This window comes from Thalassovita aquimarina, assembly GCF_018219815.1.
In the GTDB taxonomy this organism is placed as follows: domain Bacteria; phylum Pseudomonadota; class Alphaproteobacteria; order Rhodobacterales; family Rhodobacteraceae; genus Thalassobius; species Thalassobius aquimarinus.
In genome coordinates this window covers 22,620-38,102 of the sequence record NZ_JADMKU010000020.1, presented here as the reverse complement: position 1 = coordinate 38,102, position 15,483 = coordinate 22,620, and the positions used below count along the sequence as shown (strand labels likewise).

10 protein-coding genes are annotated in these 15,483 nt (G+C 63.1%); 7 read left to right on the top strand and 3 right to left on the bottom strand.

What is annotated here, in order from left to right; all coding sequences use genetic code 11:
- Positions 1 to 32: 32 nt before the first annotated feature.
- Together IT775_RS17535 and IT775_RS17530 are read right to left on the bottom strand one after the other, a co-directional pair.
- The gene (locus IT775_RS17535) at positions 33 to 1,340 is read right to left on the bottom strand and encodes an HlyD family type I secretion periplasmic adaptor subunit (protein WP_212702535.1); all 1,308 of its coding nucleotides are present in this window, start codon (positions 1,338 to 1,340) and stop codon (positions 33 to 35) included.
- Entirely contained in the window at positions 1,337 to 3,070 is a 1,734-nt protein-coding gene (locus tag IT775_RS17530) for a type I secretion system permease/ATPase (RefSeq protein ID WP_212702574.1), read from the bottom strand. The genes IT775_RS17535 and IT775_RS17530 overlap by 4 nt, the downstream gene beginning before the upstream one ends.
- Positions 3,071 to 3,355: 285 nt before the next feature.
- On the opposite strand from IT775_RS17530, the gene IT775_RS17525 reads away from it, so the two are divergent.
- Positions 3,356 to 4,087 (top strand): MlaA family lipoprotein, encoded by a 732-nt coding sequence (locus IT775_RS17525; RefSeq protein ID WP_343231161.1) that lies wholly within the window; start codon positions 3,356 to 3,358, stop codon positions 4,085 to 4,087.
- Positions 4,077 to 4,682: an MlaC/ttg2D family ABC transporter substrate-binding protein gene (locus IT775_RS17520; RefSeq protein WP_212702534.1), complete on the top strand. Its 606-nt coding sequence runs from the start codon at positions 4,077 to 4,079 to the stop codon at positions 4,680 to 4,682. The genes IT775_RS17525 and IT775_RS17520 overlap by 11 nt, the downstream gene beginning before the upstream one ends.
- Positions 4,683 to 4,752: 70 nt before the next feature.
- Here IT775_RS17520 and IT775_RS17515 read toward each other — a convergent pair whose 3' ends face one another.
- Entirely contained in the window at positions 4,753 to 6,927 is a 2,175-nt protein-coding gene (locus tag IT775_RS17515; protein WP_212702533.1) for a transglycosylase domain-containing protein, read from the bottom strand.
- Positions 6,928 to 7,186: 259 nt separating this feature from the next.
- Here IT775_RS17515 and IT775_RS17510 point away from each other — a divergent pair, with 259 nt between their 5' ends.
- From IT775_RS17510 to IT775_RS17490, 5 genes are all read left to right on the top strand, one after another.
- Positions 7,187 to 7,525, top strand: a complete 339-nt coding sequence (locus tag IT775_RS17510; protein ID WP_212702532.1) for a P-II family nitrogen regulator — start codon at positions 7,187 to 7,189, stop codon at positions 7,523 to 7,525.
- Positions 7,526 to 7,548: 23 nt separating this feature from the next.
- Positions 7,549 to 8,892, top strand: coding sequence for an ammonium transporter (locus IT775_RS17505; protein WP_212702531.1), 1,344 nt, complete (start codon positions 7,549 to 7,551; stop codon positions 8,890 to 8,892).
- A 259-nt stretch (positions 8,893 to 9,151) separates the two neighbouring features.
- A complete protein-coding gene (locus tag IT775_RS17500; protein ID WP_212702530.1) occupies positions 9,152 to 11,476 on the top strand; it encodes a Tex family protein in 2,325 nt (774 codons plus the stop codon).
- Positions 11,477 to 11,541: 65 nt separating this feature from the next.
- Positions 11,542 to 13,236 (top strand): adenine deaminase, encoded by a 1,695-nt coding sequence (ade, locus tag IT775_RS17495; protein ID WP_212702529.1) that lies wholly within the window; start codon positions 11,542 to 11,544, stop codon positions 13,234 to 13,236.
- Positions 13,237 to 13,382: 146 nt separating this feature from the next.
- Positions 13,383 to 15,482: a 3-hydroxyacyl-CoA dehydrogenase NAD-binding domain-containing protein gene (locus IT775_RS17490; protein WP_212702528.1), complete on the top strand. Its 2,100-nt coding sequence runs from the start codon at positions 13,383 to 13,385 to the stop codon at positions 15,480 to 15,482.
- The last annotated feature ends 1 nt before the right edge of the window (position 15,483 follow it).

Genomic DNA, 15,483 nt, shown 5'->3' with positions numbered 1-15,483 from the left:
CCGCACCGGCCCGGTTCGCGCGGCAACGGCGATCATTCCCGGAACGCCTTGGCGAAATAGTCGGTCAGCGGCTTTATCAGGTAGGCCAGCGGCGTGCGGTCGGCGGTTCGGATGAAGCTTTCGACCGGCATGCCGGGCACCAGTGTCACCCCTTCGGGGAGCTTTGCCATTTCGCCGTCATTCATCAGGATTTCCGCACGATAGAACGACCGGCCGGTTTTTTCGTCGGTGAAGGCATCCGCCGACACTTTCGAAACCCGCCCGCTGAGTTCCGGCGTGGAGCGCTGGTCCAGCGCCGGGAAACGCAGGGTTGCGTCCTGACCGGGATAGACCTTGTCGATATGGATCGTTTCCACCTGCGCCGCGATCACCAGGGGGCGGTTCTGCGGCACCAGGTACAACACCGGGTCGGCGGGCCGGATAACCGAACGGGGGGTGAAGAACTGAAGACCATAGACAATGCCCGAAACCGGCGCCCGGATATCCAGCCGGTTGAGCCGGGTCAGCAGCGCGCGGCGGCGTTCGGCCAGTTCCAGTTCCTGGTATTGGAGGTCGCGCAGGCGGGAAACCGCTTCTTCCCGCCTGCCGGTGTCGAGTTTCAGAATCTCGATCTGGATTTCGGTAATCCGTCCCTCGGCCTGCGCCGCTTGGGCTATCAGGTTGCCGACCTGTCCGCTCAGCCGTGCCTCTTCGCGCTGCAACGACAACACGCGGGAGGCCTGCGCCAGCCCCCGGTCAAGCAGCGATTGCTGGTTGGCCAGTTCCTCTTCGATCAGGCTCAGCTGCCGGGTCAGCGCCACGCGCTGTGCCTCGACCCCTTCGATCTGGCTGCGGATCTGCGCCACGCGCTTTTCAAGCTGATCGATTTCCTGTTTTTCGGATTCGTCGCGCGCTTGCAAAAGCCGCACCTGGCCGGCGATCAGGTCCTTCACCTCGTCGTTTTCTTCCGCCGCCCGCAGCAGGGCCGGGTCGAAGCTGATTGCGGAACTGCTGTTCTGTTCGGCTTCAAGCCGCCCGCGCCGGGCCATGAGTTCGAAAAGCTGACCTTCGACGATGACCAGTTCCGATTTGAGCTCGGTTGGATCGAGCCGGATCAGAAGCTGGTCGGCCTCGATGAAATCGCCCTCGTCGACAAGGATTTCCGCGATCACCCCGCCATCGGGGTGCTGTACCACCTGCCGGTTTTGATCCACCTCGATCTGGCCGCCAGCGACGATGGCGCCGGCGATCTGGGTCACGACCGACCAGACGCCAAAGCCCCCCACGAGCACGGCCAGTGCAAGGAAACCGATGAAAAGCGGTACGGCAACGGAAAAGGGTTTCGGGGACGGATTGGTCATCTCACGCCCCCCTGTCCCGTCGATTTCTGGATCTGCTGGGCGTTTTTCACCACTTCGCGCAGCACGTCATCCTTCTGGCCGAACGCCTTGGCGGCGCCATTGTCCAGCATCAGCAGCAGATCGCATTCCTGGATCGCCGCCGGGCGGTGCGCCATGATGATCACCGATTTTCCCTCGGATTTGAGCGTCTTGATTGCCGAGTTCAGCGCCATCGATCCTTCGTTGTCGAGATTGGAGTTGGGTTCATCCAACACCAGGATTACCGGGTCGGAATACATCGCGCGGGCCAGTCCGACGCGCTGGATCTGTCCGCCGGACAACCGGCCGCCCGAAGCGGTCACGCGGGTGTCGTAGCCGTTGGGCAGCTTCAGGATCATGTCATGCGCATCGGCGCGCTTGGCGGCGGCGACGATTTTTTCGGGATCGGGTTCGGGCGACAGCCGGGCAATGTTGTCGGCAATGGTGCCGTCGAACAGCTCGACCCGCTGTGGCAGGTAGCCGATCAACTGGCCCAGAACCGTCGGATCATATTGGTCCAGCGTGGCCCCATCGAGCCTGATCTTGCCGCCCGCCGGCCGCCACAGCCCGGTAATGGCCCGCGCAAGCGACGATTTGCCGGCACCCGACGGGCCGATCACGCCCAGGGCGGTCCCGGGCGGCAGGGTGAAGTTGACCATCCGCAAGGTCGCCTGGGCTTCGCCTGGGGGCACCACGGTCAGGCTTTGCACTTCCAGCCGGGCTTTAGGGGTGGGCAGCGGCGTGCGCGTGCCCTCGGGCGGGATCAGCGACAGAAGTTCGGCGAGGTTGTTCCAGCCTTTCGAGGCGCGCTGAACCACCGGCCACTGGTTGATCAGCATTTCGATCGGGGCCAGCGCCCGGCCCATCAGGATCGACCCGGCGATCATCGCGCCGGGTGTCATTTCGCCATGCAGTACCAGATAGGCCCCAAGCCCCAGCATCGCCGATTGCAGGAACTGCCGGAAAACCTTGGTCGTGACGGAAAACCCGCTGCCCGAATCGTTGGCCGAGATATAATCGCTCAGCGCCTTGTTGCGGCTTTGCTGCCACCGGTGGAATGTCGCTTCGCGCATCCCCATCGACTGAACCGATTCCGCCTCGGCCTGCAATTGCGCGGCGATATGTTCGGCTTGCACCGCCGCCTGGTTCGCCTGCGCCGTCGGTTGCCGGGTGAAGATCTGGTTCGCGACGGCGATCAGGATCAGGATGAACCCGCCGCTGATCGCCAGATAACCCAGCCACGGGTGGAAGATCATGATGCCGAACAGGAAAAATGGCGTCCAGGGAATGTCGAAAAACGCGGTCAGGGCCGGGGAACTGATCAGCCTTTGCACCGCTTCAAGGTCGCGCAGTCCGGTGGCCGAATGTTCATCCGGTTTCACCGCCGCCTTGCGGATCACCGCGTTGAATACCCGCCGGTCCAGCCTTTGTTGAAGCCGGGCGCCGACCCGCGCCATGATCCGCGTCCGGGCGATATCCAGCATACCCATCATCAGGAACAGGAAGGCGACGAGCAGCGTCAGGCTGAACAGCGTTTCGACCGACCGGCTGCCCAGCACGCGGTCATAGACCTGCAGCATGTAAAGCGGGCTGGTCAGCATCAGTAGGTTCACAAAGAAACTGAACAGCGCGACGCTCCAGTACAGCCCGCGGCTTTCGCGCCGGGCGTCCAGCAGTTCCTGCCTGCCTTTTTCTGTCTGGCTGTGCTGCATCCGTGTCATACCGACCTTTTTACAAATCTTATGGTCAGCAGCATAGTCGGAGGAGACCCGCTGCTATATAAAGCGCGAAAGAGATTCCTATGTCTCTTATCTGCCACAGAGAAGTGTTAACCGCTTCCCGGCGGGCTGAGATCGGAACATTCATGAATTACATACACGTTCAATAATCAGAATTCGGTTGAACAATTGACGGTTAACAGCAGAAAACACAAGCGACCCGCCGGGGTAAAGTCTGTCCTGCTTTGTCTTGGGCTGGCTCTGGCGGGGTGCACGCCGGTGGATCCCGCCGCATTGAAGTCTGGCGGGGTCTTCGATCCGTATGAAGATGCCAACCGCGAAACCCACGCGTTCAACCGTGCCATGGACCGCGCAGTATTGCGGCCGGCCGGCAAAGGGTATGCCAGCGTGGTGCCCGACGATATCCAGGACGGGGTCGCCAATTTCGCCGACAACCTGTCCGAACCGAGCATGGCGGTGAATCATTTGCTGCAGGGCGATCCGAAAGGATTCGGCATCAACCTGTACCGTTTCGTCGTCAACACGACGCTGGGCTTTGGCGGGATGTTCGACGTGGCGGCCGATTTCGGCGTGAACAAGGACGATACCGATTTCGGCGAAACCCTGCATGTCTGGGGCGCGTCCGAAGGCGCCTATGTCGAATTGCCGTTGCTGGGGCCTTCGAACGAACGCGATGCGGTGGGCAAGTTTGTCGACCTGTTCACCGATCCTTTGTCCTACGTCATTCCCAGTCCCGAGAAGTATTACGGTACCGCGGCGCGGGTCGTGTCCAAGGTCGGCGATCGCGGCCGGTATGCCGATACGGTGGATTCAATCCTGTATGAAAGCGCCGACAGTTATGCGCAGGGGCGGCTGCTTTATACACAAAATCGCCGCTTCGAACTTGGCGGCGGCGGATCGGATACCTATGTGGATCCGTATTCGGACCCTTATTCCGATCCCTATTCAGATCCGTATTTTGATCCGTACGAGGACCCTTATGCTGAATAATCCGTCTCGCCGGTCTTTCCTGTCGCAGATCAGCGCGGTTGCGCTGGCTGCCGCGGTGCCGATGCCCGCCTTCGCGCTCAGCGCGTCAAGCGCCAAGTCGCTGGTCGACAAACTGGTCGCCGACATCAACGCGGTGATCGATTCAGGCAAATCGGAATCCGCGATGTACAAGGAATTCGAAAGGATCTTCGCCCGTTACGCCGATGTGCCTACCATCGCGCGCTATGCGCTTGGCGTCGATGCCCGCAGCGCCAGCGCGGCGCAAATGCACGAATTCACCAAAGTTTTCCAGCGCTATATCTCTGTCAAATACGGCAAGCGGTTCCGTGAATTCATTGGCGGCAAGATCGTGGTGAATTCGGCGCGGGCGATCAAAAGCTTCATCGAGGTGAAAACCACAGCCCATCTGCGCGGCGAAAAACCGTTCGAGGTGGTGTTCCTGGTGTCGGACAGAAGCGGGTCGGCGCGGTTCTTCAATCTGTTCATCGAGGGCATCAACATGCTGCTGACCGAACGCACCGAAATCGGCGCGATGCTGGATCAGCGCCGGGGCGATCTCAACGCTGTGATCGCGGATCTGCGCAAGCTCAGCTGATCCGGACCATAGGATGCGACAAGGGGGGGCTTTCGCCCCCCTTTTTAATGACCTGTGATATTTGCCGGGCCTAGCGGTTTCGCGGCCCCAACAGATCGCGCAGCAGTTGATTGATCCCGTTGCGGGTGCCGCCGCCGTCCGTGGTGCCGCCATTCCTGGCGGGCGCGCCGTCGCGCAGCATCGGCAGGGGTTTCGGGTCGATGCCCTCGTGCACGCGTCTCATGGTTTCATGCCAGATCTCGGCGGGCAGCCCCGATCCGGTGACGCCGGTCAGCGGGGTGTTGTCGTCGTACCCCATCCACACACCGGCAACGTAATCGGCGGTGAAGCCGATGAACCAGGCATCTTTCGCAGAGGAGGAGGTGCCGGTCTTACCGGCGACTTCGCGGTCCGGCAGGTTGGCGCGACGTCCCGACCCGCGGGTCGCCACGTTATACATCATCCATGTCAGTTCGCGGGCTGCGTCTTCGCTGATTACCCGTTCGCGGATTCCGCCGGTCGCGGTCATCAGCGGATCCTCGTCATGCTGCATCCGCAATTCGACCAATCCGTAAGGCACCACCGAACTGCCGCCGTTGAGGATCCCGGCATAAGCGCCGGTCATTTCGAGCAGCGTTGTTTCCGACGCGCCAAGCGCCAGGGCGGGCCCCTGCGCCAGGTCGGAACGGATGCCGAAGCCCTCGGCCACCCGCCGCACATTGTCCAGCCCCGCGGCGCGCGCCACCTTGACCGCCGGGATGTTGAGCGAACTGCGCAACGCTTCGGTCAGGGTCACCTCGCCATGGAACTTCCTGTCGTAGTTCTGCGGCGACCACGGGCCCGATCCGGGAATGTCGATGGTCAGCGGTTCGTCCATCACCGTGTCGTTCGACGACCAGCCCAGTTCCAGCGCGGTGGCATAGACGAAGGGTTTGAAGGCGGAACCGGATTGCCGTTTCGCGGTGGTGGCGCGGTTGAACACGCCCGCGACCTTGGTTTCGCGCCCGCCCACCATGCCGCGCACCGCGCCGTCGGCCGACATCACCACGATTGCCGCCTGCGCCTTGGATCCTTCCTTCACCTTCTCGGAGAAGATGTAGGTCATCGCGTCTTCGGCGGCTTTCTGGATGCGCTGGTCCAGCGTGGTGCGGATCACCACGTCGGACCGGGTGTTGCGGGTGAAATATTCCGGCCCCGAGGACATCACCCAATCGGCGAAATAGCCGCCCGCCCGCGCTTTGGCGGCCGAGGACAGTTCGGCGGGGTGATTCAGCGCGTCCTGCGCGGCGGAGGCCGACAGGTAGCCCTGGTCGCGCATCAGCCCGATCACCACGGCGGCGCGGTTCTGAGAACGTTCCAGGTTGTTGGTCGGCGCCAGCGAGGTCGGCGCGGTCAAAAGCCCCGCCAGCATCGCGCCCTCGGCCGGGGTCACGGCAGCGGCGGGTTTGCCGAAGAAGCGCTGCGACGCGGCCTCGGCGCCATAGGCGCCGCCGCCCATATAGGCGCGGTTGAGGTAGATCGAGAGGATTTCGTCCTTGCTGTACTTGGTTTCCATCGCCAGGGCGAAAATCGCTTCCTTGACCTTGCGCCACAGCGATCCCTGGCGGCAGTCCGCTTCGTATGCGGCTTCGCTCTCCCAATCGTCGGCGTCGTATTCCACGCCAAGGCACAAAAGTTTCGCGGTCTGCTGGGTGATGGTCGACCCGCCGTGACCCGACAGCGGGCCGCGGCCTTCGCGCAGGTTGATCCGGATCGCGCTGGCGACGCCGCGCGGAGAAATGCCGAAATGGCGATAGAAGCGCTTGTCCTCGGTCGCGACGACCGCGTTTTTCAGATGCGGCGATACGGAATCGGCGGTGACCACGCCGCCGAACTGGTCGCCGCGCCAGGCGAACACCTCGCCATTGCGGTCGGTCATCGTGACCGACCCCTTGGCGCGGCCGTCCAGCAGCGTTTCGGCGGCCGGAAGCGTGCTGTAGATATAACCCACCGCCAGCGCCACGAGCAGCGCCACCACCGTGCCGATACGCCAGCTGAACCCCCAGATGACGCGGAAGATCAGGCCGAAAAGCCGCCTGAAGAGCCGCGAAATCGGGTTTCCGGTGGTTTTCGCCGGCTTGCGCAGCGCCGCGCGGCGCTTCGGCTTGGCCGATTTGGGCTTCGGTTTCGCCGTCTTGGGTTTCGTCGATTTCGGCTTGCTCCGGGTGGATCCCGGATATCGTCGTTCAGCCACAAGGGGCGGCCTTTTCCGACCTGAATCGCTCATGATCTTGTCCTGCTCGGCTCGTCGTTTTGGGCATGATACAGGCCGTGGTCGGGAATGTTGAGGCTTTCTGTTTGCCCTGAAATCGTTTCGTGGATGATTAAATAATAGGCATCCAGGTCATATCGACTAAAAAATATGCAAAACGGCCTGAGTTTCAACACGAAGCCGGGCTTGTCGCTTCACGCAACGCCCCGGACCCGGCTTCCTTGGTCCTGCAATCTGGCGGGGGTTCCCGCAGCATAGTGACAAGGGGATCAAGGTGAAACTCATCATTGCAACAATCAAGCCGTTCAAGCTCGAGGAGGTCCGCGAGGCGCTGACCGACATCGGCGTGCGCGGCATGATGGTGACCGAAATCAAGGGTTTCGGCTCTCAGTCGGGTCACACGGAAATCTATCGCGGTGCCGAATACGCGGTGAATTTCGTGCCCAAGGTCAAACTGGAAATCGTCGTGAGCGCCTCAATGGCCGACCAGGTGATCGAAACCATCACCAGCACCGCGCGCACCGGCAAGATCGGAGACGGCAAGATTTTCGTGTTGGACGTGGCGCAGGCCGTGCGGGTCCGTACCGGCGAAACCAACGAAGACGCGCTGTAAGTCGCGGATAGGGGATTAAGGAAATGCAAATCAACCGTATCACGAAACTCGGCTTGGCTGCGGCATTCGTCGCGTTGCCCAGCCTTGGCCTGGCTCAGGACGAAGGTCCGGTCCCGGGGGTAAACGCTTCGACCGACACCGTCTTCATCCTGAATTCGCTGCTGTTCCTGGTCGGTGGCTTCCTGGTGTTCTGGATGGCCGCCGGTTTCGCTATGCTGGAAGCTGGCCTGGTGCGCTCCAAGAACGTGACCATGCAGCTGACCAAGAACATCGCGCTGTTCTCGCTGGCCGCGATCTTCTACTACCTGATCGGCTACAATCTGATGTATCCGCTGGGCAGCTGGTCTATCGACGGCGTGTTGTCGGGCGTCTGGGGCCCCGGCGTGCTGGAAGCTGTCGGCGTGACCGCCGATGCGGCCGACGATTACAGCTACGCATCGACCGGGTCGGACTTCTTCTTCCAGCTGATGTTCTGCGCCACCACCGCCTCGATCGTGTCGGGCACGTTGGCCGAACGGATCAAGCTGTGGCCGTTCCTGATCTTCACCATCGTCCTGACCGCGGTCATCTACCCGCTGCAGGCGTCGTGGAAGTGGGGCGGCGGTTTCCTGGATGAAGCCGGTTTCCTGGATTTCGCAGGTTCGACCGTCGTGCACTCGGTGGGGGGCTGGGCCGCTCTGACCGGTGCTCTGATCCTCGGTCCGCGTCTTGGCAAGTACAAGGACGGCAAGGTGCACCCGTTCCCGGGTTCGAACCTGACGCTGGCCACCCTGGGGACGTTCATCCTGTGGCTGGGCTGGTTCGGCTTCAACGGCGGTTCGCAACTGGCCATGGGGACCGTGGGTGACGTCGCCGACGTGTCGCGCATCTTCGCCAACACCAACACCGCTGCGGCGGGCGGCGCCATCATCGCGCTGATCCTGACCCAGGTCCTGTACAAGAAGCCCGACCTGACCATGACGCTGAACGGCGCGCTGGCCGGTCTGGTGTCGATCACCGCCGAACCGCTGACCCCGACCCTGGGCGGAGCGACCCTGATCGGTATGGTCGGCGGCGTGATCGTGGTCTTCGCGGTGCCGTTCCTGGACAAGCTGAAGATCGACGACGTCGTCGGAGCCATCCCGGTTCACCTGCTGGCCGGTATCTGGGGCACCATCGCGGTTGTCTTCACCAATTCCGAGGCGTCGCTGGGCACGCAGCTGTATTCGATTGTCGTGGTGGGTATCTTCACCGTGGTCGCATCGGCCGTGGTCTGGTTCGTCCTGAAGGCTGTCTTGGGTCTGCGGGTCGACGAAGAGACCGAAATCAACGGTCTGGACATGGCGGAAATGGGCATGGAAGCCTATCCCGAATTTTCCAAAGGCTGATATTTCCTTCCTATTCAGTCTTTTATCACCTGGACCGGGCGTTTCGACGCCCGGTTTTTTCTGTCCGGGTCTTGCCGGATTGTGCGCCCGTCCCAGGCGCGCAGGATGAGCGCTGACGCGCGATTGCGAGGCTCTGCCTCGCGCTTCGGGGTATTTTGGCCAGGAAAAGCCGACGGGGACGGGGCGGTTTTTTTCGCCCTTGCGCGGGCAGGCGGGGGGATTATTGTGGCGCTCCCTGATCTTTAGACACCGGATCCTCATGGCCCAAGACGTTTCGCTTCGCATCCATCGCACCATCGCCACCGATATCGGCGCCCGCCCCGAGCAGGTGGGGGCCGCAGTGCAATTGCTGGACGAAGGCGCGACGGTGCCCTTCGTGGCGCGCTACCGCAAGGAAGTGACCGGCGGGCTGGACGATACGCAGTTGCGCCTCTTGTCCGACCGGCTGACCTATCTGCGCGAACTGGAGGCGCGGCGCACCGCGATCGTCGAATCGATCAAGGGACAGGACAAGCTGACCGACGACTTGGCGCGGGCAATCGCGGGGGCCGAAACCAAGGCGCAGCTTGAAGACCTTTACCTGCCCTACAAGCCCAAGCGCCGGACCCGTGCGATGATCGCGCGGGAAAACGGGCTTGGTCCGCTGGTCGACGCGATCCTGTCGGATCGGAGCGCCGATCCCGAGGCGTTGGCGCAGTCCTATGTCACCGAAGCGGTGCCAAGCGTCAAAGATGCGCTCAACGGCGCACGCGACATAATCGCGGAAACCCTGAGCGAAAACGCCGACCTGATCGGCCGGTTGCGCGATTTCATGCATAAGGAGGCGGTGATCAGCGCCCGGGTGATCGAGGGGCAGGAACAGAAGGGCGCGAAGTTTTCCGACTATTTCGATCATCGCGAAAAATGGGCCGACGTGCCCAGCCACCGGGCGCTGGCGATGATGCGGGCCAGCAACGAGGGCGTGTTGAGCGTCGATGTCGCGCCCGACCCCGAAACCGGCGCCGCGCGGGCCGAGGCGATGGTGGCGGCGGTGTTGCAGGTGTCGGGTGACGGCCCCGGCGATCAGTGGCTGCGCAAGACCGCCGGCTGGACCTGGCGGGTGAAGCTGAGCCTGACCATGATGCTCGACCTGATGGGCGATCTGCGCAAGCGGGCGCAGGACGAGGCGATCAAGGTGTTTGCCCGTAATTTGAAGGACCTGCTGCTGGCCGCGCCGGCCGGGGCGAAGGCGACCATCGGGCTTGATCCCGGTATCCGCACCGGGGTGAAGGTGGCGGTGGTCAATGCCACCGGCAAGCTGCTGGATACCGACACGATCTATCCGTTCCAGCCGAAGAACGATCTGCGTGGGGCGCAGGCAACGCTGGCCGCGCTGATCCGCAAGCACGATGCCGCGCTGATCGCCATCGGCAACGGCACCGCCAGCCGCGAAACCGAAAAGATGGTCGCCGACCTGCTGCGCGACCTTCCCGGGGCGAAACCCACCAAGGTGGTTGTCAGTGAAGCCGGCGCCTCGGTCTATTCCGCGTCCGAACTGGCGGCGCGGGAATTCCCCGATCTCGATGTCAGCTTGCGCGGCGCGGTGTCGATCGCGCGGCGCCTGCAGGACCCGCTGGCCGAGCTGGTGAAGATCGAACCCAAATCCATTGGCGTCGGCCAGTACCAGCACGATGTCGATCAGTATCAACTGGGCCGCGCGCTGGAAGCGGTGGTCGAGGATGCGGTGAACGCAGTGGGGGTCGACCTGAACATGGCCTCGGCGCCGCTCTTGGCGCGGGTGTCGGGGCTGGGTGAATCGCTGGCCGAAGCCATCGTCGCCCATCGCAACGCCAATGGCGCGTTCAGGACAAGGAAGCAGCTGCTTGATGTGGCGCGGCTGGGCCCGCGCGCGTTCGAGCAATGTGCCGGGTTCCTGCGGATCAACGATGGTGAAGAACCGCTCGACGCCTCCGCCGTGCACCCCGAAGCCTATGGCGTGGCGCGCCGCATCGTCGCCGCCTGCGGCCGCGATCTGCGCAGCCTGATGGGCGATGAAAAGTGCCTGCAGGGCCTCGACGCGCAGGATTTCACCGACGACACTTTCGGCCTGCCCACCGTGCGCGACATCCTGTCGGAACTGGCCAAGCCCGGCCGCGACCCGCGCCCCAGCTTCAAGACGGCGAGCTTCGCCGAGGGGGTCGAGGACATCAAGGACCTGAAACCTGGCATGTCGCTGGAAGGCACCGTCACCAACGTCGCCGCCTTCGGCGCCTTCGTCGATATCGGTGTGCATCAGGACGGGCTGGTCCATGTCAGCCAGCTGGCCGACCGTTTCGTCAAGGACCCGCATGAGGTGGTCAAGGCGGGCGATATCGTCAAGGTCCGGGTGACCGAGGTCGATGTGCCGCGCAACCGGATCGGTCTGTCGATGCGCAAGGATGGCGGCAAACCCGGCCCGGCGCGCGGCGGTGACGGGCGTGGGCGCGATAAGTTCTCCGGCAAGCCCTCTGGCAAATCTTCGGCCAAGCCGCCGCAGCGCAAGACGGACAGCGCGGCGAACGGGGCGCTTGGCGCGGCGCTGGCGGATGCCTTGAAAAAACGCTGATCGCGCCTCGCCTCCCCTCCGGTTCCGTGGCATCCTCGGCGCGCAACCGGAGACAGGAGAGCATGATGGCGGAACTGGACCAGCTGATCGATCAGGGGCGCGGGGTGGAGCCCGCCGATATCGTGCTGCGCGGAGGCAAGGTGCTCGATCTCGTCACCGGCGAATTGCTCGACGGCGACGTGGCGATCTGCGGCGATACCATCGTCGGCACCTGCGCGGCCTACGAGGGCAAGCGCGTGATCGACGTGTCGGGCCAGATTCTGGTGCCCGGATTCATCGATACCCATCTGCATATCGAAAGCTCGCTGGTCACGCCGTTCGAATTTGACCGCTGCGTGCTGCCGCGCGGGGTCACCACCGCGATCTGCGATCCGCACGAGATTGCCAATGTGATCGGCCCCGACGGCATCCGATATTTCCAGCAGGCCGCGCTGCACACGCTGATGAGCATTCGGGTGCAACTGTCCTCCTGCGTGCCCTCGACCGAAATGGAAACCGCCGGTGCAAGGATCGAAGCCGCCGATCTGGTCCCCTTGATGGACCATCTGACAGGCATTGGGCTGGCCGAGTTCATGAATTTCCCCGGGGTGCTCTACAAGGACCCGGGCGTGATGGAAAAGCTCAACCTGTTCCGCGGCAAACACATCGACGGCCATTGCCCGCTGCTGTCGGGCAAGGACCTGAACGGCTATATCGCCGCCGGTATCCGCACCGAACACGAAGCGACCACGGCCGAGGAGGCGCTGGAAAAGCTGCGCAAGGGGATGCGGGTGCTGATCCGCGAAGGGTCGGTGTCCAAGGACATGCATGCGCTGGCGCCGGCGCTGACCGACCGCACCGCGCCTTACCTGTGCCTGTGCACCGACGACCGCAATCCGCTCGACATCGCCGAATACGGCCATCTCGATTACATGATCCGCAGCCTGATCGGGCTGGGCGCGCCGGTGCTGGCCGCCTATCGCGCCGCCAGTCTGTCGGCGGCCGAAGCCTTCGGGCTGAAGGATCGCGGGCTCATCGCCCCGGGCAAGCGCGCCGATATCGTGGCGTTGACCAGCCTTGAAGACTGTGATGTGCAAAGGGTCCTCTGTGGCGGTGTCGAGGTGACAGACGAAGCCTTCGCCGCGCGCGACACGATCCCGCCGGTGGGGCGCCATTCGGTCAACGCGCCGACGGTGACTGCGCAGCATTTCCGCACTGCGGGCAACCGCGAAGACACCGACGTGATCGGCATAATCGAAGGCAAGATCATTACCGAGCATTTGCACGAGGTGATCCCGATCGAAGACGGCGACAAGCGCCCCGATCCGGGTCGCGACCTGATCAAGATCGCGGTGATCGAACGGCACGGCAAGAACGGCAACATGGCCACCGGTTTCGTGCGCGGCTTTGGGCTGCGGCATGGCGCCATCGCCTCGACCGTCTGTCACGACCACCACAATATCGCGGTGGTGGGGGCCGATTACGATGACATGGCGCTGGCCGCCAACCGGTTGGGGGAAATCGAGGGCGGTTTCGTGGTGGCGCGGGATGGTAAGGTGCTGGCCGAACTGGCCCTGCCGGTGGCCGGGCTGATGAGCCTTGACCCGTTCGAGGCGGTAAAGGAAAAGCTCGAACATCTGCGTGCAGCGGCACGTTTGCTTGGCGTCACGCTGGAAGAACCCTTCCTGCAACTGGCCTTTCTTGCCTTGCCGGTGATCCCGAACCTCAAGATCACCGACCGGGGGCTGGTCGACGTGAACCGGTTCGAGATCATCTCGTAACCTGACGTCATTGCTTCGTTCTGCTGTGCAAAACAAAATTCCGCGCGTTGACGCGCCTGTCGCTTCGCTTTAGTTTGGCCGCGAAGGAGGAGGCCGCTGGACGGCCTGTATCCCTCTGTACGATTGCAGGAGCGTGAGGCAGCCAGATGACCGATGTCACCCAGGTAAACGAAAAGATTTCCATCGAACGGCAGGGCGACATTGCCTTGATCATCATCGACAATCCACCGGTGAACGCCACCGGGCAGGTGGTCAGGCAGGGCTTGCAGGATGCGATCACCCGGTTGAACGAAGAAGGCACCGCCAAGGTCATCGCGATCTATGCCGAGGGCCGTACCTTCGTCGCCGGCGCCGATATCACCGAATTCGGCAAACCGCCGCAGCCGCCGGCGCTGCCGGATGTCTATAACATCATCGAGGCCAGCCAGATCCCGGTGATTTCGGTCATGCATGGCACCGCGCTTGGCGGTGGTTTCGAACTGGGCATGGCGACCCATGCCCGCATCGGCATCAAGGGGCTGCGCGTCGGCCTACCGGAAATTCTGCTGGGGCTGCTGCCCGGCGCCGGTGGCACGCAGCGGCTGCCGCGCATCGCTGGCATTCCCTTCACGCTCGACATGGCGCTGTCGGGACGTCAGGTGAAGGCCGAGGAAGCCTTGGAAAAAGGTGTGATCGACCGTCTGGTCGATACCACCCCGCGCGAGGCCGCCCTGCAGGCCGCGCAAGACGTTCTGGACGGCAAGCTGGCGACACGCCGCACCAGTGAACTGCAGGTCGAACGCGACGACAAGGCGCTGGAAGACACCGCCGCGAAGCTGAAGGCGAAGCAGGCGCACCTCTTTTCGCCGCACAAGGTGGTCGAGGCGGTGGCGGCTTCGTCCCTGCCGCTGACAGAGGGGCTGAAGATCGAACGCCAGGCCTTCTTGGATTCGATGCAGACCCCGCAGCGCGCCGGGCTGATCCATGCGTTTTTCGGCGAACGTGCCGTGTCCGGCATCCCCGAAGCCAAGGGCGACAGTCGCGAGATCAATAAGATCGGCGTGATCGGCGGCGGCACGATGGGATCGGGGATCGCCACCTCCTGCCTGCTGGCGGGCATTCCTGTGCGTCTGGTCGAAGTCGCGCAGGAAGGGCTAGATCGCGGCGTTGCGACGATCACCAAGAACCTCGAAGGCGCGGTGAAGCGCGGCAAGATGACCGCCGAGCAGAAAGACGCCGCGCTGAAGATGCTGGAACCGTCGCTGGGGCTGGAGGTACTGTCCGATGTCGATCTGGTGATCGAGGCGGTGTTCGAACAGATGGACGTGAAGAAGGACATCTTCGGCAAGCTCAACACCATCTGCAAGGAAGGCGCGATCCTCGCCTCCAACACCTCCTATCTGGACGTCAACGAAATCGCCGACAGCACCGACCGTCCGCAGGACGTGCTGGGGCTGCATTTCTTCAGCCCCGCCCATGTGATGCGGCTGTTGGAAATCGTGCAGGGGGCGAAAACGGCACCCGATGTTCTGGCCACCGGTTTCGCGCTGGCGAAGCGGCTGAAGAAGGTCGGCGTTCTGGCGCAGGTCTGCGACGGCTTCATCGGCAACCGTATCCTGGCGCATTATTCGAAAACCGCCAGCTATCTGGTGCTGGACGGCGCGTCGCCGCAGCAGGTGGATGATGCGCTGGAAGGCTTCGGGTTTGCCATGGGGCCGCACAAGGTGGGCGATCTGGCCGGGCTCGATATCGGTTGGATGACCCGCAAGCGCAAGGCGGCGACCCGCGATCCGAACGAACGCTATGCCGGCGACGTGGCCGACAAGATCTGCGAAAACGGCTGGTTCGGCCGCAAGGCGGGGCAGGGATACTACATCTACGGCGACGCCGCGCCGGAACCCAACCCGGAAGTGGCCAAGATCATCGACGCGGTGCGCGCCGAGAAGGGCATCACACCGCGCACCTTCACCGATGCCGAAATCGTCGACCGCTACATGACCGCGATGATCGTCGAAGCAACTCGCGTGGTCGAAGACGGCACCGCCAAGCGCCCGGTCGATGTCGATATGGTGTTCCTGTTCGGCTACGGCTTCCCGCGTTTCCGCGGCGGCCCGCTGCACTACGCGGATACGATCGGGGCCAAGGAACTGGTCGCCCGCATCACCGAATACGCCAAGGAAGACGCCAATTACTGGCAGGTGCCGCCGCTGCTGCAGAAGATGGCGGACGAAGGCACCACTTTCGCCGATCTGAACAAGGGAGCCTGAG

What these genes read in the sequence shown, in the direction of transcription:
- IT775_RS17535 (WP_212702535.1), bottom strand. Translation starts at nt 1,340, where the DNA reads ATGACCAATCCGTCCCCGAAACCCTTTTCCGTTGCCGTACCGCTTTTC.
- IT775_RS17530 (WP_212702574.1), bottom strand. Translation starts at nt 3,070, where the DNA reads ATGCAGCACAGCCAGACAGAAAAAGGCAGGCAGGAACTGCTGGACGCC.
- IT775_RS17520 (WP_212702534.1), top strand. Translation starts at nt 4,077, where the DNA reads ATGCTGAATAATCCGTCTCGCCGGTCTTTCCTGTCGCAGATCAGCGCG.
- IT775_RS17515 (WP_212702533.1), bottom strand. Translation starts at nt 6,927, where the DNA reads ATGAGCGATTCAGGTCGGAAAAGGCCGCCCCTTGTGGCTGAACGACGA.
- IT775_RS17505 (WP_212702531.1), top strand. Translation starts at nt 7,549, where the DNA reads ATGCAAATCAACCGTATCACGAAACTCGGCTTGGCTGCGGCATTCGTC.
- IT775_RS17500 (WP_212702530.1), top strand. Translation starts at nt 9,152, where the DNA reads ATGGCCCAAGACGTTTCGCTTCGCATCCATCGCACCATCGCCACCGAT.
- ade (WP_212702529.1), top strand. Translation starts at nt 11,542, where the DNA reads ATGGCGGAACTGGACCAGCTGATCGATCAGGGGCGCGGGGTGGAGCCC.
- IT775_RS17490 (WP_212702528.1), top strand. Translation starts at nt 13,383, where the DNA reads ATGACCGATGTCACCCAGGTAAACGAAAAGATTTCCATCGAACGGCAG.